This is a genomic window from Gelidibacter sp. (assembly GCF_039916245.1).
GTDB lineage: Bacteria > Bacteroidota > Bacteroidia > Flavobacteriales > Flavobacteriaceae > Gelidibacter.
This window is the reverse complement of record NZ_JBDSLS010000005.1, coordinates 1-16716: the sequence shown is the minus strand read 5'-3', so window position 1 is coordinate 16716 and position 16716 is coordinate 1. Positions and strand designations below refer to the sequence as shown.

19 protein-coding genes and 1 pseudogene are annotated in these 16716 nt (G+C 36.9%); 9 read left to right on the top strand and 11 right to left on the bottom strand.

All coding sequences use genetic code 11. The features are described 5' to 3' along the window. Positions 1-83: 83 nt before the first annotated feature. Positions 84-785: a DUF4412 domain-containing protein gene (locus ABIQ28_RS00540; RefSeq protein WP_348034794.1), complete on the bottom strand. Its 702-nt coding sequence runs from the start codon at positions 783-785 to the stop codon at positions 84-86. Positions 786-911: 126 nt separating this feature from the next. After that, positions 912-1478: a DUF3109 family protein gene (locus ABIQ28_RS00535; RefSeq protein WP_348034793.1), complete on the bottom strand. Its 567-nt coding sequence runs from the start codon at positions 1476-1478 to the stop codon at positions 912-914. Positions 1479-1609: 131 nt separating this feature from the next. On the opposite strand from ABIQ28_RS00535, the gene ABIQ28_RS00530 reads away from it, so the two are divergent. The 3 genes from ABIQ28_RS00530 to ABIQ28_RS00520 all read left to right on the top strand — a co-directional run bounded on the left by ABIQ28_RS00530 (position 1610) and on the right by ABIQ28_RS00520 (position 3108). Further along, entirely contained in the window at positions 1610-2197 is a 588-nt protein-coding gene (locus ABIQ28_RS00530; protein WP_348034792.1) for a MarC family protein, read from the top strand. Positions 2198-2303: 106 nt separating this feature from the next. Then, a complete protein-coding gene (locus tag ABIQ28_RS00525) occupies positions 2304-2513 on the top strand; it encodes a hypothetical protein (RefSeq protein WP_348034791.1) in 210 nt (69 codons plus the stop codon). Further along, positions 2506-3108 (top strand): FAD-dependent oxidoreductase, encoded by a 603-nt coding sequence (locus tag ABIQ28_RS00520; RefSeq protein ID WP_348034810.1) that lies wholly within the window; start codon positions 2506-2508, stop codon positions 3106-3108. The genes ABIQ28_RS00525 and ABIQ28_RS00520 overlap by 8 nt, the downstream gene beginning before the upstream one ends. An 892-nt stretch (positions 3109-4000) precedes the next feature. Here ABIQ28_RS00520 and ABIQ28_RS00515 read toward each other — a convergent pair. The 5 genes from ABIQ28_RS00515 to ABIQ28_RS00495 all read right to left on the bottom strand — a co-directional run bounded on the left by ABIQ28_RS00515 (position 4001) and on the right by ABIQ28_RS00495 (position 8003). Then, positions 4001-5593 carry a S41 family peptidase gene (locus ABIQ28_RS00515; RefSeq protein WP_348034790.1) on the bottom strand — a complete coding sequence of 531 codons (1593 nt, stop codon included), beginning with the start codon at positions 5591-5593 and terminating at the stop codon, positions 4001-4003. After that, positions 5593-6024: a dCMP deaminase family protein gene (locus tag ABIQ28_RS00510; RefSeq protein ID WP_348034789.1), complete on the bottom strand. Its 432-nt coding sequence runs from the start codon at positions 6022-6024 to the stop codon at positions 5593-5595. Before ABIQ28_RS00510 ends, ABIQ28_RS00515 begins: the two co-directional genes overlap by 1 nt. 183 nt (positions 6025-6207) lie before the next feature. Beyond that, the gene (locus tag ABIQ28_RS00505) at positions 6208-6798 is read right to left on the bottom strand and encodes a HupE/UreJ family protein (RefSeq protein ID WP_348034788.1); all 591 of its coding nucleotides are present in this window, start codon (positions 6796-6798) and stop codon (positions 6208-6210) included. 203 nt (positions 6799-7001) lie between these two features. Then, positions 7002-7115: a hypothetical protein gene (locus ABIQ28_RS00500; protein ID WP_348034809.1), complete on the bottom strand. Its 114-nt coding sequence runs from the start codon at positions 7113-7115 to the stop codon at positions 7002-7004. A 72-nt stretch (positions 7116-7187) separates the two neighbouring features. Next, on the bottom strand, positions 7188-8003 hold the full coding sequence (locus ABIQ28_RS00495) for a PHP domain-containing protein (RefSeq protein WP_348034787.1): 816 nt from the start codon (positions 8001-8003) through the stop codon (positions 7188-7190). Between the two features lie 180 nt (positions 8004-8183). Between ABIQ28_RS00495 and ABIQ28_RS00490 the strand changes: the two genes are divergently transcribed. The 4 genes from ABIQ28_RS00490 (at position 8184) to ABIQ28_RS00475 (ending at position 10953) form a co-directional block, all read left to right on the top strand. Beyond that, a complete protein-coding gene (locus tag ABIQ28_RS00490) occupies positions 8184-8444 on the top strand; it encodes a hypothetical protein (protein ID WP_348034786.1) in 261 nt (86 codons plus the stop codon). Continuing rightward, entirely contained in the window at positions 8422-8712 is a 291-nt protein-coding gene (locus ABIQ28_RS00485) for a type II toxin-antitoxin system RelE/ParE family toxin (protein ID WP_348034785.1), read from the top strand. The genes ABIQ28_RS00490 and ABIQ28_RS00485 overlap by 23 nt, the downstream gene beginning before the upstream one ends. Positions 8713-8800: 88 nt before the next feature. Continuing rightward, complete coding sequence (locus ABIQ28_RS00480) at positions 8801-9571, top strand: LexA family transcriptional regulator (protein ID WP_348034784.1); 771 nt, start codon at positions 8801-8803, stop codon at positions 9569-9571. Further along, entirely contained in the window at positions 9571-10953 is a 1383-nt protein-coding gene (locus tag ABIQ28_RS00475) for an exonuclease domain-containing protein (protein ID WP_348034783.1), read from the top strand. Before ABIQ28_RS00480 ends, ABIQ28_RS00475 begins: the two co-directional genes overlap by 1 nt. A gap of 695 nt (positions 10954-11648) precedes the next feature. On the opposite strand, the gene ABIQ28_RS00470 is transcribed toward ABIQ28_RS00475, so the two are convergent. The 4 genes from ABIQ28_RS00470 to ABIQ28_RS00455 form a co-directional block, all read right to left on the bottom strand. Beyond that, a complete protein-coding gene (locus ABIQ28_RS00470) occupies positions 11649-12086 on the bottom strand; it encodes a DUF2147 domain-containing protein (RefSeq protein WP_348034782.1) in 438 nt (145 codons plus the stop codon). A gap of 18 nt (positions 12087-12104) precedes the next feature. Continuing rightward, positions 12105-13040: an outer membrane beta-barrel protein gene (locus tag ABIQ28_RS00465; protein WP_348034781.1), complete on the bottom strand. Its 936-nt coding sequence runs from the start codon at positions 13038-13040 to the stop codon at positions 12105-12107. Positions 13041-13394: 354 nt separating this feature from the next. Next, positions 13395-14009 (bottom strand): peptidylprolyl isomerase, encoded by a 615-nt coding sequence (locus ABIQ28_RS00460; protein WP_348034780.1) that lies wholly within the window; start codon positions 14007-14009, stop codon positions 13395-13397. Positions 14010-14185: 176 nt separating this feature from the next. Continuing rightward, a complete protein-coding gene (locus ABIQ28_RS00455; RefSeq protein WP_348034779.1) occupies positions 14186-15187 on the bottom strand; it encodes a LacI family DNA-binding transcriptional regulator in 1002 nt (333 codons plus the stop codon). A gap of 211 nt (positions 15188-15398) precedes the next feature. On the opposite strand from ABIQ28_RS00455, the gene ABIQ28_RS00450 reads away from it, so the two are divergent. Continuing rightward, positions 15399-16397: a GntR family transcriptional regulator gene (locus tag ABIQ28_RS00450; RefSeq protein WP_348034778.1), complete on the top strand. Its 999-nt coding sequence runs from the start codon at positions 15399-15401 to the stop codon at positions 16395-16397. Between the two features lie 4 nt (positions 16398-16401). After that, a pseudogene (locus ABIQ28_RS00445) lies at positions 16402-16716 on the top strand (hypothetical protein); the annotation flags it as partial.

Genomic DNA, 16716 nt, shown 5'->3' with positions numbered 1-16716 from the left:
AATTTTAATTGAGCAAAAAAGGCATTTCAATGAGTGAAACGCCTTTTTGTTTTAGGAAACGATCGTCAGGTGGAAAGCTGAGGTTAACTACCAAAGACACCGCCTAGCATCGAACCATAATTTGAAGGTGTAATTGAAAAGTCTGTCTTTTCCAAGGCGATGCAAGTCATCGTCATGTTGTTTTTAGATTTCTTTTTGTCAACATAGTGCATTTCCATCATGAGACCGTCGCTATATTTTTTCATCCAAGACGGATTAAATCCTTTTGGCATTTTGTTCTTTCCAGTGTTCCACATTTTGTTAAAGCTTATGGGCGCTTCATCGGTGATGTAAATTGTGACTTCACTGTCTTTGTTTTCCATGATAAAACCTTGGCATTTATAACCTAAAATGGTTTTGGAGCCTATTTCTTTAATGGTATAATCAGAAGCGTTATTGTCCGCGTCAAAATCGCTGAGTTTGATCTTCGTTTTTTGTACCACTTTTTTGCCCATCACTTCCATAAACATGGCGGTAACTAGGTTTTCGTTGTCCATGACCGTAAACATGTTCATGCCCTGTTGATCTTTGCCCATCATAGGAAGAGCAAAACCAAAATATTCGGCATCTTTTTTTAGATAATAATCAAATTGAATATCATCTTTATTGCTGGTCATATTAAGCTTATAGGTATAATCAAAATCATAGATGTCCTTAAGTTCTTTTGAATTATTTTGGGCGAGGATTAGATTTGAAGACCATAAAAATATGAAGCCAAGAACGGCTCTAAGTAGCATGTTTTTCATTTGTTTTAATTATTAGAATAATTTGTTAATAGCCTTAAAGACTACAAGTTACTAAAACAAATGTTTTGAAAACGAAGAAATGTATGGTTTGCAGTAAATGATGTATGGTTGGTAAAAAAATGAAGACTATTGATAGTTTTCAGCCACTTTTTCAAGCTCCATATACCAATCTTCTCCAAATTTTCTGATAAGCGCCTGCTTGACAAATTTGTAAACCGGAACCTGAAGTTCTTTCCCTAAAGTACAGGCGTCATCACAAATTTCCCATTTATGATAATTAATTGCTGAAAACTCAGAATAGTCGGTAACACGAATCGGATACAAGTGACAGGATACTGGTTTTTTCCAATCGATTACGCCTTGATTGTAGGCTTCTTCAAAAGCGCAAAGCGCCGTTCCTTTTTTGTCAAATATCACATAGGCACAATCGGCACCATCAATGAGTGGGGTTTCAAAATCGCCATCTTCTGTAGTAATAAAAGTTCCTTGAGCTTCAATGGCATCGATGCCCACTTGTCGCAAAAATGGTTTGACTTTATCATAAATGTCCTCCATTATTTTTGTTTCGGCTAATTCCAAAGGTGCACCAGCATCGCCATCAATACAGCAAGCGCCTTTGCACGCAGACAAATTGCATACAAAATCCTTTTTGATAATGTCTTCTGAAACGATGGTTTTTCCTAGTTGAAACATAATGTATTAGCTTAAAAATGAGCGGGTTTTTATTCGAAAAGTGAGTGCAAAAATAGCTAATATTTGCTGTTATTTGGCATTTAAATCGGTATTAATAATTTACTTTTGCATAAAATTTAACGGTTTGTCTTATGGAACTTGATGTAAAGGAGATTTTTACAGCGTTTATGATTTTGTTTGCGGTTATTGATATTATTGGCAACATCCCGATTGTCATCGATTTGCGCAAAAAATTTGGGCATATCGAAAGTGGTAAGGCCTCTATAATTGCTGGATTGATTCTTATCACATTTCTGTTTTTAGGGCAAAATATTTTATCCCTCATAGGTATTGATATCAACTCCTTCGCAGTAGCAGGTGCTTTTATTTTGTTTTTTATTGCTTTGGAAATGACTTTGGGAATTACCTTATATAAAACTGAAGAAAGCAGTAGCATGACAGCAACCGTCTTTCCATTGGCCTTCCCGTTGATTGCTGGGCCAGGAAGCTTAACGACCTTATTGTCTTTACGTGCAGAGTATTCGGTAGAAAACATCATTGTTGCTGTTTTGTTGAATGTTGTTGTTATCTTTATCGTCTTAAAAACTTCGTCAAAAATTGAGCGTTTTCTTGGGCCAAGTGGCATCAACGTGATCCGAAAGGTATTTGGTGTTGTGTTATTGGCAATTGCCGTAAAATTATTTGCCCATAACATCAAGACTTTGTTTGAAATGGTTTAATCAAATCACTAATTTATTATGAAATGAGCATTATCAAAATTTGGTCACAAACACCAAAGATGATTTGCGAATTCCATATGACCTTTAAAAAAATAAATATCTACATATGAAAATCACAACTATAGTTTTATCAATCATCGCATTGGCGCTTATTGTTTTCAATGTTACGCAACTTAATTTTAGTCATCTTTTTGAAGGCGATAGTATTGTGGCATTGATCACGATTGTGCTATCTCTTTGTGCTATTCTTTTACTACAGATTCTCCGAATTTCAAAGCGTATTGAAAAGCTTTCAAAGCAGAAGCGTAATGTATGATGTGCTGATTATTGGTGCTGGAGCTGCAGGGATGTCTTGTGCCTTGGTTTTGGGTTCAGCACAAACAAAAGTTTTTGCCATAAATAAGCGGATAGGCTTGATTGCGCACCAACGAGCTTCTCATTTGCAAACTGCGTTGTTCAATAATGTTTTGGGGTTGGAACCTGGGACTTTGGGTTCTGATATTTTATTGCAAGGTAAAGCGCAGCTCAACACTTCATATCCTCATGTTGATCAAATTGAAAACGAAAAAGTAAAGTCTATTTTAAAAACTTCTGATGGTTTTGCCATTGCAACCAATAAAGATATCTACACTTCTAAAATTGTGGTTGTAGCTGTTGGATATACGAACCTTATTAATATTGAAGGATTAGAATCTTACATTGCGCCACACCCAAAAGCTACGGCTGCAAAAGAGCGTATTTGGTTGAAAAACGAAAATCATTTGATTGCCGATGGTTTATATGTTGCAGGAACATTGGCCGGATTGAGAAGCCAATTTGCGATTGCTAGTGGCAGCGGTGCTCAAGTGGCCACAGATATTTTGACGCTTTGGAATGATGGCAATGACGCGCATGTTCACGATAAAATCTGAGGATAGAACACAGATGACGCTGATCGAGCAGATTTTTCACTGATTTTGCTGGCTCAAATTAAGTTGAAATACTTTGTTTTAGTGAGTCTCGCTTTAGCTTCTAAACATTCGGACACGGATTTCACGGATTTTCACAGACTCACTCGTTCCTTGAGAATACTGATGTAAATTAATTATCTTAAATTTCACGAATGCAGCTGATATTCGGTCTGTTGTGAAAAAGTTTATGGACGTTAGCTCATTGATTTATTTACCTATAGGAAATCAGAGAAAATCATAAGAAATCTGATCAGCGTTCCATAGGTCATATGTTAATCTGTTGGTTTGCGGCTAGTGCTAGCGCTGATATTTTGACACTAATTTCACTAATTTTCACGAATTCACTCGTTCTCTGAAAAGGCTGAGGTAAATTATTTGCTATAAATTTCACAAATGCAGCAGACTTTTTAACGCTTTGGAATGATGGAAAGGACGAGAATGTTCATGATGAAATCTGAGTATCGAACACAGATGACGCTGATTTATTAATCTCAAATTAAGATTATATGTTTCAATAAATCTCAATTCATCTTCTGAAAATTTTTACACGAATTTCACGAATTTTCACCGATTCACTCTTCTCTTAAAATACTGACTGAATTATTTATCATATATTTCACAAATGCATTTTCTTCGTCTGTTTTTTTTGAAAATTTCCTCTGAACTTAGTTTGGGTTTACTAGGCATTTTAGTCCATAATGATGTAATTGTCTGCCAAAGAAATCTCTTGAGATCATAAACAATCTGCGTCACCCGCCTGAACGGACGGGCAGGTCAGCGTTCCATAAATCAAAAGCTAGCTTGATTACTCAATCCCCAATAAAAAATAAGAATAAAAAATAAATAATAGCGACTACTCCTTGAGGCTCAACTTTATAACTTCCTTAATCATCTCATCCGAAGCATTGGAGATTTCTTCTGCAGCATTTGAACCATATAACTGATCGGCTAAAGCAGCCTTGATGAGTAGTTTCATTTCGCGATTATAGGCCACAAATGTAACTTTAGCGTTTTCTTTGACATTGATATAATCTTGAAATCGTCTCACAAGATCGTCGCTGACTTCAAAATTAGAGATAAATTCTTGCTGGCTGATCGTTTTATAGCGCTCACGATCTTTATCAAGTTCCTCAAAAACAAAATAGCTAATCAGGCCACTGCGCTTGATGAAGTTTAAGGTTTCATTTTGAATACTCGAATTTAAAGGAACAAAAATATCAGGAATGATGCCGCCACCGCCATAAACAATTTTCCCTTTAGGCGTTGTAAACTTTAAGGAATCAGAAACTTGGATATTGTTCTCGTCATTAAACTCCCCACTACTTCGACGCTTGTAATAGTCATTGTAATAGTCTTCATTATGCCCGTTGTCGTAAGGCCGTTGAATGGAACGTCCGGTAGGTGTGTAATATCTGGAGACTGTTAATCGTACCGCGCTGCCATCGCCCAGGGCCATTTCGCGTTGTACTAAGCCTTTTCCATAACTTCTACGCCCAATAATAGTGCCCTTGTCATTGTCTTGCAAGGCTCCAGCAACAATCTCACTTGCAGACGCCGAATTTTCATTGATCAGAATAAATACTTCGCCTTCTTCAAAATCGCCTTTACGCGTTGCGAAACTTTTTTCAATGCGTCCCGATTTGTTTTTTGTGAAAAGAATCAACTTGCCGTTTTCTAAAAACTCATCTACAATTTGCTCCGCAATCGCTAAGAATCCTCCGGGATTATCACGTAAATCCAATGCTAATTGCGTGGCGCCTTGGTCTTGTAAATCGTCCAATGCTTTTTTAAACTCCTTATACGTAGACTCGGCAAATCTGTTGATTTTAATGTAGCCTAAATAGGGCGTAAGCATATAAGCGGCATCCACGCTGTTTATTGGAATGTTTGCGCGCTTTACGACAAAATCGAGCAGTTCTTTTTCGCCTTTTCTGTAAACTTTCAATCGGATTTTACTGTTTTTATCCCCTTTTAGTTTCTGAATGATGTCTTCATTGCTCCATTGGCTTCCGAATATAGAATCGCCATCGGCTATGATAATGCGATCACCACTTTTAATACCTGCCTTTTCGCTTGGCCCTCCTTCAAGTGGTCTGATAACTGCAATGGTATCTTTGTAGGAATAAAAGCTTACGCCAATCCCCACAAAATCACCTTTCATGTTTTCGCTCACCCTTTGCATCTCTCTTTTCGGAATGTATATGGAATGTGGATCCAGCTTTTCCAAAATGCCATTGACGGTAACATCAACGATGCTATCGGTGTTGACGTTGTCAACATATTCATAATCAATATAATCAATGAGTCGGTTGAGTTTGTCTTTTTTACTGTTTGAAGTAAATAAACGATCAGAAGTGTCCGTGAAATTTAGCTTTCCACCAATAACAACGCCAGCTGCAATGGCAACGCCAATAATTAATGGGATATATTTATTATTAAAAGCCATTATGCGTTTAAATCTTCAATAAGTTGTAATTCTATGCCAGCTTTGGCCAAGAATTCAAGTCCGGAATCGTCTTTATAGCCTTCATGATAAACCACTCGAATAATGCCAGCTTGATGGATCAGTTTGCTACATTCTTTACAAGGCGATAATGTAATGTATAAAGTCGCTCCTTTGCAGGATTGTGTTGATGCCGCTACTTTTAAAATGGCATTGGCCTCGGCATGAAGCACAAACCATTTGGTGTAGCCCTCATCGTCTTCACAATAATTTTCGAAACCTGTAGGCGTCCCATTGTAACCGTCAGAAATAATCATCCTGTCCTTGACGATGAGTGCGCCAACTTGCTTGCGTTTGCAATGGGATAATTTGCCCCATTCTTTTGCTATTCTTAAGTACGCTTTATCATAGCGTAACTGTTTTTTATTTGACATTAATTTGTTTTAATATTTGATTGGCAAGCTTTTTAACAGATCCGTGGCTCTCGTGAAATTTATGAGCTTCTATTTGACCATATGAGAACGCTAATAATTCTTCAGTAAAACTACAACGAATTTAAAAGGTTCATGTTTTAATTTTTACAATTTCGAGTTAAAATTTCAGTAAAATTTAAAGGATTAGAAAAATAACTTATTGTTTATCAGCATAGGTATGATTACTCCCACAACAATTGCCGAAAGTACCACAATCCAATCGCGTTTTGAAAACCTGAAAATAGTTTCGCATAAAAAGCCTAAAAACAACACGGCAAACGCAACAATTATTTGTCCTAATTCTATGCCTATCTCAATTCCAATTAAAGGCACTATTTTACTGTCTGTTTTGGCTGTAAACATTTTGAAATTGCCGACGAAACTGAGGCCTTGGATCAAACCGAAAAATACGGTTGATAAGAACAAGATACCAACTTTTTCACTTGGTGCTTTCTTGCCTGCCGTAAAAACGTTGTACAAGGCTACAACCAAAATAGTTATAGGAATCAGAAATGCAATCAAGGTGCCTTTGATGCTGACAATGCCATAAAAAGCTAATAGCAAACTAACGGTATGACCCAAGGTGAACATGGTCACTAAAAGCAAGATGCGCTTCCAATCCTTAAAAGCATAAGGAACGGTCAATACCAATAAAAAAAGGATGTGAGTGTATGTTTTAAAGTTCAGAATATGGTTCATTCCGTACTGTATGTTGAGCCAAAAATTGTCGAGCATCTGTTTGTTATTTGGGTTGCTTCAAAGGTACAAGGATTGAGATGAGTTGCAAATAAATAGAGGGTATAATGTTGAGCTATTGTAAGGTGTATTTAATGAGGAAGCGTAGAAGGATTAACGATTGAAGTTTTTTGATTTTTGAAGTTCGCACTCGGACGGATGACGAACAGAAAATAGATGAAAGAAAGTTTCAGAGAATGCGGTCAGATGAGCGATGAACGAAGTTCATAAATTGAAATAAATTCAGTGATGTCCTCGCGATCTCTACATGAGAAATCGAGGTCGAAATCAGGCGGATTCTGTCGAGAAACGTTGATGAATCGCTCAGAATATAAATATTGGATAGCTCTTTTTCAATTCGTGTAAAAAAGACGTTCTCCAGTTTTTTTTTAGCGGTAATGCAGGCCCGCATAGGCCAGTTTTCTGAACAATCTAAAATCCAAAGCTTCGTTCTGGATATAGGAGTGTGGATTGTTTGGGTTTTCATGTGAAAAATCAAAATCGCTATGGCATTTATCAAGAATGGAAGCGGTGTTTTTTATAAGTTCCGGAAATTCACGATAGGTATCGCACAATTCCTGATACGGCAACATTCTGTCGGTTTCCTGGCCTTGTTCACTTTTTGAAAGTTTGCTCAACAAGGTGTTGTTGTCGATGGCGCGTAATAAGCGATGGGTGTTAAAATCCTTTTTGTTCTGAAATGAAACGGTTTGCAGTACGACCAATTTATTTCGAAATGCATTCCATTTAGAGAACTTGAGATGGTTCAAGTCTTTCGGTTTAATGCCTAAAAACTCATGTTCTTTGAGATGGTATGTTTTTTTATGGATGTAGGGATAAATCACAAAAACATCATCTAATTCTGGGGCAATTTCAGGGATTTTCAATTCTGAATCGTGCAAGAATTTAGAGAGGTAATCATTGATGTTTTTATACCCGTTGTTGTTTTTGGCAATCAGTATAAATTGTTGTTGCGCACCATTTCTAAAGTCGACACCTAAAACAGGTTTGATTTTATATTTAGAAGATAATCGCACAAAATCCAAGCATGCCGAAGTGTTATTGATATCGGTCAATGCCAAAGTCTGCAAGCCGTTTTCGGAAGCAATAGCAAGTAATTGCTCTGGCTTAATAGTGCCGTAGCGAAGGCTGTAGTAGGTGTGACAATTGAGATACATTTGTTCTTGTTGTTTATGATTTCTCAAAATTAGCTATTATATGTAGTTTTCATTGCTTACATTTGTAGTAAGTCAAAAATAATCGATTTTAGATGGGATGGATTTTCGGATATCTTGCAGACAAAATTTCAATGTGTTTTAAATTTTATTTACTTGTGAAATAGGTGGTATCCTTAAAAAAAGTGATATCGATTTAATAGAATAATTATGAAAACAGAAGCTTTAAAAATCAATGTTGTTCAGCGTATCTTGAGTATTTCCGATAAGGGATTATTGCAGAAAATAGAAAATCTGTTGAATAAGGAAAATGTCTTTGCTTTTGATGTGGAGGGCAATCCTATAACTGAGAACGATTATGTCAAAAATTTGGATGCTGTCATTGATGAAATTGTTGCTGAGAAAGCCGACTTGTATACCACTACTGACGTTTTAAAACGTATTGCAGATGATAATAAGCTGGCACTCTAAAGCTGTTGACGATCTCAACGAAAATATAAAACACATTGCCAAAGAAAGTCCACAAAATGCGGTACATGTTTTAAAAACAATTACAGCGCTTTGCGATAGTTTGGGAAATATGCCCTATAAATACCCAAAGGAGCCTGTCTATAATTCAGAAAGCGTACGTTTTGTAACAAAATGGAGTTTTAAGATTATTTATAGGGTTGAGGTAGAACGCATTTATATCTTGAGAATATTCAATACTTATCAAAAGCCGGGTAACGTTTTTGAATGATTTTTTAGTCCTAAACGTTTTAAAAAAAATTAGAAATCAATACTGTGCGATACCATAATATTCGTGCATTAGTTGCAGAAAAATAAAAATGAAACACATTCAAGCAAACATAAAACATCTGCGCTCCTTAAAACAGCTCTCCCAAGAGCGTTTTGCCGACGAGTTGGGTTGGTCGCGCTCCATTGTCGGATCGTATGAAGAAGGCCGTTCGGAACCGCCCATTGATCGATTGATTGATTTATCGAATTACTTTAAAATTCCAATAGATATTTTGGTAAGAAACGATTTGCGCAAAGCAAAAGACACTTCGTTTATTGACATTGGAAGCAAACGTGTGCTGTTTCCGATAACCGTCAATGAAGATAATGAGGATTTGATTGAGATTGTTCCTGCGAAAGCATCGGCAGGTTATTTGTCAGGTTATGACGACCCGGAATATATTGAACAGCTCCAAAAAATCAAATTGCCCTTTTTGCCTACGGGAACCCATCGTGCTTTTCCGATTAAGGGCGATTCGATGTTGCCAGTAAAAGATGGTTCTTTTGTGGTGGCCAAGTTTGTGGAAGATATTCAGGATGTGAAAAACGGGCGTACTTATATTGTACTCACTAAAGATGATGGTCTGGTTTATAAACGTATCTATAATTTGATAGATGACAAGCAAAGCTTATTGTTGAGCAGTGATAATAAAGTGTATCAACCCTATGAGGTTCCGATGGAAAATGTGTTGGAGCTTTGGGAATTTACCTGCTGTATCAATACTCAGGAATATGACGAAAAGGAGCTGAAAATGAGCAGTATTATGGCAATGTTCCAAGAATTGAGAGTAGAATTGGAAGCCGTTCAAAAAATGGCCTAATGGGAAAATCAAAAACCACATATACCATTATCGACGTGGAAACCACAGGGCGTGGTAATGAGATTACAGAGATTTCCATTTTTAAGCATGACGGAGAAAAGGTGCTTGAAGAATTTACGTCATTGGTCAATCCGAATTCTTTAATTCCCGATTATATTACCGCATTGACTGGTATTGACAATGCCATGGTTGCTGATGCGCCCATCTTTGCGGAGATTGCAGAAGCTGTTTTTTCCATTACCGAGGATAGCATCTTTGTGGCGCATAATGTCAATTTTGATTACAATGTGATTCGTAATGAGTTCAGGAAAATTGACATGGATTTCAGACGCCGAAAACTATGTACGATAAGATTATCGCGTGTGTTATTTCCGGGTTTTCGATCCTATAGTTTGGGGAAGTTGTGTGTTTCCATGAATATTGACTTGGTCGATAGACATCGCGCGCGAGGCGATGCTGAAGCAACCGTCACGCTTTTTGAGAAATTATTGGCGCATAAAAACTCTAAAACTGTTTTTGCTGACTTTTTGAAAAAGGGTTCTAAAGAAGCAACCTTACCGTCACATCTGCCAAGTGCTATTTTTGATGCCATTCCCAATGGACCTGGTATTTATTATTTCAAAAATAAAAAAGGAAAAATCATTTATGTAGGAAAGGCCATCAATCTAAAAAAACGTGTTCTGGGCCATTTCTACGATAAAAAAGAAAAAGAACTTGACCTATGTCGGGAAACGGCTCATATCGATTTTGAATTGTCGGGAAGTGATCTCGTGGCAAGATTGATGGAAGATGCCGCCATCAAACATCATTTTCCGATTTACAACCAAGCGGCCAAACGCGTGCCTAAACCTTATGCCGTTTTTAGTTATGAAGATCGTCAAGGTATTGAGCATTTGGCGTTCAATACACTGAAGGCGACACCCAATCCGTTGCAAATATTTCATAGTATTCGCGATTGTAGACTTTATTTGGAGCAAGTGTGTGAGCGATTTGAATTGTGTCCTAAATATTGTCATTTACAGGAGAATGTTTGGACGTGTTCACATTATAAATTGACCACTTGCAAAGGTGTCTGTAGAGAGGAGGAGTCGGTTGCTTCTTATAATGAACGGGCGAATTTGGCTATCAATTATATGGCTAATTCCAATCAGAATAGAATTTTAAAAGAAAAGGGACGCCATCTTGAAGAAGAAGCTTTTGTGCTTATCAAAAACGGACTCTATTTGGGCTATGGTTTTGTGGAGAAATCAGAACAGATTATAAATACTGATGACTTGGAAGCGTTCTTAATTCCGCAGAAAGAAACTACTGAGATTCAAGGGATTTTGAGAAAGCTTTTGTTGGAGTCTTCGAATGTTCAAGCTTTGGTTTATAAGTTTTAGACACGAATTTCACGAATTTTCACGGACTTACTCGTTCTCAAAAAAGAATTAAATTGATTACTATAAATTCTCTTTGCGACCTAGGCGAAAACAATTGTGATCTTTGCGTTTAAAAAGGAGTTTAATGGATTAACCGCAAAGGATGGAAAGTCCAGTGCAAGGGTCGCAATGATACTTCGACTGCTAATTAAATCAAAATCATTTGATGTTTTTCACTTTAGTTTTTTTCACGGATTTCACGAATTTTTACAGATTCACTACTGCACAAAAGAAGGATTAAATTAGTTACTATAAATTTCTCTTTGCGACCCTAGCGAAAAACCATTGTAACCTTTGTGTTTAAATAGGAGTTTAATCATTTAATCGCCATGAAATTGAAGTTGAAATTGAACTTGAGGCATACGGAAACATCGACATTCCGTTGCGAGCTTTGCGACAGCCTAGCGTTCTTGTGTTTAAATACGTAATGAATATTAACGGCAACGAACGCAAAGTTGAGCGCAAGCGACGCCATGAAATTGAAATTGAAATTGAAACCGAAACATCGACAGTCCATTGCGACCTTTGCGAAAAAAACCTCGCGTCCTAGCGTTTAAATACAAAATGAAGATTAATCGCAAAGAATGCAAAGTTGAGCGCAAGGGCCGCAGTGAAATTGAAGCTTCAATTGTTAATATTCGTATTACACGCGATTACTAATCGGTCACACGTTGCCAATTTTGGGTCCTGTAGAAAAATGCAATATAGCCGCGTACGTTTAACGTATTGGGAGAGTCTTTGTCAATCCACATTTTACATTTGTATTCTTTTCCTTTTTCGGGGTCAAAGATGGTACCGCCTTTGTATTCGTTATCGTTTTTGTCTTTTGACATATCTTTTACCATCACTAAACCTTCAACAGGTTTATTGTAATCTTTACCTGTGCATTTTATACATAATTTGCCTTGATCTTCTGGCAATAATAATTTTACAATCTTTCCGTAAATTTTTCCATTGTCATTATAAAGTTCAACGATAGATTTGGTCTGGCCTGTTTCATCATCTACCGTTTTCCATTGGCCAAGAATGCTCTGAGCTTGAGCTAATGGAATGCTCAAGAAGAGCAATACAAGACACAATAAATAAGTTTTCATCTGTTTTACGGTTTAGGTTTATAGCATAAATCTCACGCCAACATTAATTCCGATGCCACTTGCGTTAACAAATTGGGTTGGGATTTTTCTTGCTGCGTTTTGGTTTGGCGGTGTTGTGGTGCTTTGGTTGTACTCATCCGTAAATTCAAATTTCTTTTCATAAACAGGAAGATCTGCCAATTGTTGTCCAGGTATCAGTTGCGAATTTCCGCCGGTAATTGCTTTTGTGGTGTATTCGATAATCTCTGCGGATTTACTTTTGATGCTCAAATTCTTAATTTCGACCTCGCCGAAAATGCTCAAGTTATCACTGACAGGATAATTGACGCCGATGGCTCCATAATAACCAACGCTGAATTTGGATTTTACTTCGCTTTTGGCTTCCACCATAATATCAGTGCCTGGGCCGCCACCATTTACTTTCCTTGCCATAGTTTCAATAGTCAGTTTGCCGGCTAAAGGAACAATTAATCCAATACGGGCGTAAGGGTTGACTGTTTTAAAATTGGGTGTCAAGAAAATTCCTGGAGCCACATCAACACCTCTCAAATGTGTATTTTCTTCAGAGATGGCCTGCGGACTTCTTAACCGGCCAATCAAGGTGTTGTCGCCGTGGAAATAGCTGGCGCCTAGTTCTAAACCAATATATGGGTTGAACATGTAGCCAACGGTAAGATTGGCTTTTAAGCCCGCACCGACTGTTCCATTCAGTGATTTTACATGGACCGAAGAGCCGTCTGCATTAACAGTAACATCCGTAGATTGCATAATGCCGGTAAGTCCGTTAGGATCGGCGTTGTTGAATTCGGTTTTCCCAGATTCAAAACTATAACCTGCACTGACGCGAAAGTAAAATTTTTGCGAATTGTCCATCGTCATATTATCTTGAGCTTGGGCAAAGTAGCTCATAGATGTCAGAGTACAAATGATCAACACTTTGGGTATCATTTTCATAATTCTAGTTTTTAAGATTTCATTAAAAGAGTTTATGAATTTGAAGGCACAGGAAAATTTGAGTGGTCTCGTGAATGCTTTCAAAAGCACACTTTAAAGTTAAAGAGAAAAAGATGCTGTTATGAGTCAAAAATTGACGCATTTAAGTTGTTTTTGAAGGCCTGAAACGCAATTGTGGATGCATTTAAAATGACAAAAAAATATGATGGAGCTCTATCGGATTTATGGCCTTAGTTAGATATAAAAAAGATTAGTTGTATAAGAGGTGCGACGGAGTTCTTAATATGCTGTGATCCTGATTGTCAGTATTTCAAATGATATTCATCTTATGATTTCTAAAAACATTTCGTGATTTTACTTCCATTTCACTAAAGCATCAAATTCTGATTGGGGAATCGAAACGATATTAACATCCATAGTGATCGGCGTTAGTGGTTGGTCGCTTTGGTCTCGAGGAACCGCTACAATTTTGTCCACCACATCCATCCCTTTAATTACCTGACCAAATACGGTATAGTCGCCATCAAGACGATGCAGGCCATTTTTGTTTTGAACAATATAAATCTGGCATCTCGCCGATAGCTTTTCTGGGTTGTCATCGCGTCCGGCACCGACGGCTCCATAGATATGGGTAAGTTCGGGAATGAATTCAGGCTCCAACAGATACTCAGGATCTGTAAATCCTGCCGGAGTATCAGGACAGCCTGCTTGTGCTACAAAATTTGGAATCACTCTGTTGAAAGAAAGAGCGTCCCAGTATCCTGCATCGGCCAGCTCTATAAAACTTGCTTTGTGATTTGGCGTGCGATCGTCTAAGCTAATCAGGATTTCTCCTTCAGGGGTGAGAATTTGTCCGACTTGAACTGATTTTTCTGACTGCTGTCCGAACGCAATTTGTCCGAAGAAAAAAAAGCTTATTATTAAAAGAGTGAAGCTATTAAAACGTAGAATATTATTTATCTTAATCATGAAGCTATATGTGTGTTTAATGTAGAATCTGCATTGAAAGCAATAAAAAGTCAATTGAAGTTTCCTTTGCCAAAAACATCTAGGACTGAGAGCTTTTTTAATTCTACTTAAATATACAAAATTCCATTAAATTCAGAACTGTGGACGGCAATTCGATAAATTTTTAAATAAAAATTCTAAACCAACTCCGTCGCAATCATTTTTGTTTGAAACGGTTGCATTTGGGTGTTTTTAATACGTCTTAAAATCAATTTTGCTGCTTCAGCGCCGATTGCTTCTGCATTTTGTTCAACAATGATTAATGAAGGGTGTTGATTGGCTTGACATTGATTGCAAAAACCTGCAATGGTAATGTCATGATCTTGAGGATTAGATTTTAACTGGTTGGTAACTTGTAAGGTTTGCAAAACAGCCTGTTCATTCAGGCCAAAAATGCCATCAATAGTACTATCATTTTCTAAAGTGGAAATGAGTTTGCTATTTAATGCTTCAACCGTATCGGCTACTATTATTTTGTTTTCAATAGGTAAATTATTGGTTCTCATCGCAGCCTTAAAACCTTCAGCTCTTAATTTTCCATGATGGAAATTGTCTATAAGCGAAGTCATGATGATATTCTTAAGACCTTTGTTTTTTATGAGATGATCGGTGGTGTCGTAAACTGCTTTATAATCATCAATAATTACTTTGTCACAATCAATCCCATCACATATTCTATCAAATAACACTAAAGGCGTTCCTCTGCTAGTAAGCGCATTAATATGATCGTAAGTATTGGTGAGCTCGGTTTCTTTAGAGACACAAATAATAATGCCATCCACGTAACCTCCCGCCATTTTTCTTAAGCTTTTAGATTCTTTTTCTATGGTTTCGTTAGAAATGGATATGATGAGCTTGTAATTATGTTGGTCTAAGTAATTTTCTATACCTGCGAATACTTTGGCATAGAAAGGATTTAAAATATTAGGAACGACCAAACCAATAGTATTGGTGTATCCTTTTCTTAAACTTGAAGCAAAATTATTAGGGATATAATTACATAATTTCGCAAAATTACGAACGCGCGTCTGTGTTGATAAACTGATTTCAGAACTGCCAGAAAGTGATTTGGAAACTGTAGAAATAGATAAATCCAAAGCCTTAGACATTTCAGCCAAAGTGGTTCTTGTTTTCATCATAACTATTTTATATTGATTTGTTTGTTGGATCGCAGTTCTTTGTAAGTAGAAATTTAGATGTGGTTTTGTGTATAAACGCAGACATCAATTACTATTATTTTATAAGAACATTGCGGCCTAAATCTAATCTGCAAATGTAGTTATTTTTTTAAAAAACAACCACCAGTACCTACCAGTTTGTATTTGCAATAAATTATTTTACATTTGTTCCATGAGAATTGTAACTGTAAAGGAAAAATCCGGTATTCCCAAGTACAAACAGATCGTGGCTTCCATCGAAGGCGCTATCGTGGCTGGTACTTTGAAAAAAGGGGATAAGTTGCCTTCTTTAAACAGTATTAAGAATCAAAATTCGCTTTCAAGAGATACCGTTCTTACAGCATTTAACGAATTAAAAACGCGCGGGGTTATTAAATCGATCGTTGGCAAAGGCTATTATGTAAATAGCGAAGATGTGGATATTAATCGGAAAGTGTTTTTGTTATTTGATGAATTCAATTCCTTCAAGGAAGATTTATATAACTCTTTTATGTCTAGTTTGGGCGAAAATGTTCAAGTCGATATTTTCTTTCATCATTTTAATCCAGATATGTTTAGCAAACTCATTAATGATAATGCTGGAGACTATAGTTCTTATGTGATTATGCCGGCAAATCTTAAAAACACGGATCAGATTATTGAGCGATTACCTCAGGAGAAAGTTTATATTTTAGATCAAACCAACGAAGCCTTAAAAAACTACCCTTCGGTTTTTCAGAATTTTAAAAAAGACATCTATACAGGACTTGAAGCGGCACTAAAGCAGATCAGTACTTATAAAAAAGTGGTTTTACTATATCCGGCAGCACGCCAGCCGCAAGGTATTTTGGATGGCTTTAATTTATTTTGTTCGCATCATGGCATACAAAACGAGGTCATTGATAGTCTTGCGCATAGAGAATTGTCGCATGGAGAACTCTATATTATCTTGGATGATAAAAATTTAATACGCATCATTAAACGTATTAAGGAGCAGCATTTTTTTCTTGCAAAAGACATCGGTCTGATCTCCTATAATGACTCTTTGTTAAAAGAAATTGTTGAAGGTGGCATCACAACCATCTCTACGGATTTCAATTTAATGGGACAACGCTTGGCCCAAATGATCTTGAATAAAGAGTTTGCCCAAGTCGAAAATCCAAACCGTTTAATCATTAGAAAATCAATATAAGCGCTTGTACACACTTACGAAAACAGAAGTTGAAGGATTGCAGTTTATTGAAATATTCAATCCAGAAAATAAGTCTAAAGCTAGCATTTGCCTGAATCAAGGGGGGAGGCTCAGCGCATTGGAATTTGATGGCATTAAGGTGCTTGCCGATTATGATCCTTCAACTTATGCAGCAAATTATGCCTCATCCATCCTCTTTCCTTTTGTGAATAGAATTAAGGATGGCAAATACACTTTTCAGGACGTTGATCATGTTTTAGAGTGTAATGAAGTCGATAAAAACAATGCCCTTCACGGACTGGTTTATGATAAGACTTTT

Excerpts from the sequence above, each read along its gene's own strand:
- ABIQ28_RS00530 (WP_348034792.1), top strand. The coding sequence starts at position 1,610 with ATGGAACTTGATGTAAAGGAGATTTTTACAGCGTTTATGATTTTGTTT.
- ABIQ28_RS00460 (WP_348034780.1), bottom strand. The coding sequence starts at position 14,009 with ATGATTAAGATAAATAATATTCTACGTTTTAATAGCTTCACTCTTTTA.
- ABIQ28_RS00450 (WP_348034778.1), top strand. The coding sequence starts at position 15,399 with ATGAGAATTGTAACTGTAAAGGAAAAATCCGGTATTCCCAAGTACAAA.
- ABIQ28_RS00505 (WP_348034788.1), bottom strand. The coding sequence starts at position 6,798 with ATGCTCGACAATTTTTGGCTCAACATACAGTACGGAATGAACCATATT.
- ABIQ28_RS00510 (WP_348034789.1), bottom strand. The coding sequence starts at position 6,024 with ATGTCAAATAAAAAACAGTTACGCTATGATAAAGCGTACTTAAGAATA.
- ABIQ28_RS00525 (WP_348034791.1), top strand. The coding sequence starts at position 2,304 with ATGAAAATCACAACTATAGTTTTATCAATCATCGCATTGGCGCTTATT.
- ABIQ28_RS00490 (WP_348034786.1), top strand. The coding sequence starts at position 8,184 with ATGAAAACAGAAGCTTTAAAAATCAATGTTGTTCAGCGTATCTTGAGT.
- ABIQ28_RS00475 (WP_348034783.1), top strand. The coding sequence starts at position 9,571 with ATGGGAAAATCAAAAACCACATATACCATTATCGACGTGGAAACCACA.
- ABIQ28_RS00480 (WP_348034784.1), top strand. The coding sequence starts at position 8,801 with ATGAAACACATTCAAGCAAACATAAAACATCTGCGCTCCTTAAAACAG.
- ABIQ28_RS00485 (WP_348034785.1), top strand. The coding sequence starts at position 8,422 with ATGATAATAAGCTGGCACTCTAAAGCTGTTGACGATCTCAACGAAAAT.
- ABIQ28_RS00470 (WP_348034782.1), bottom strand. The coding sequence starts at position 12,086 with ATGAAAACTTATTTATTGTGTCTTGTATTGCTCTTCTTGAGCATTCCA.
- ABIQ28_RS00520 (WP_348034810.1), top strand. The coding sequence starts at position 2,506 with ATGTATGATGTGCTGATTATTGGTGCTGGAGCTGCAGGGATGTCTTGT.
- ABIQ28_RS00465 (WP_348034781.1), bottom strand. The coding sequence starts at position 13,040 with ATGAAAATGATACCCAAAGTGTTGATCATTTGTACTCTGACATCTATG.
- ABIQ28_RS00455 (WP_348034779.1), bottom strand. The coding sequence starts at position 15,187 with ATGATGAAAACAAGAACCACTTTGGCTGAAATGTCTAAGGCTTTGGAT.
- ABIQ28_RS00535 (WP_348034793.1), bottom strand. The coding sequence starts at position 1,478 with ATGTTTCAACTAGGAAAAACCATCGTTTCAGAAGACATTATCAAAAAG.
- ABIQ28_RS00540 (WP_348034794.1), bottom strand. The coding sequence starts at position 785 with ATGAAAAACATGCTACTTAGAGCCGTTCTTGGCTTCATATTTTTATGG.
- ABIQ28_RS00515 (WP_348034790.1), bottom strand. The coding sequence starts at position 5,593 with ATGGCTTTTAATAATAAATATATCCCATTAATTATTGGCGTTGCCATT.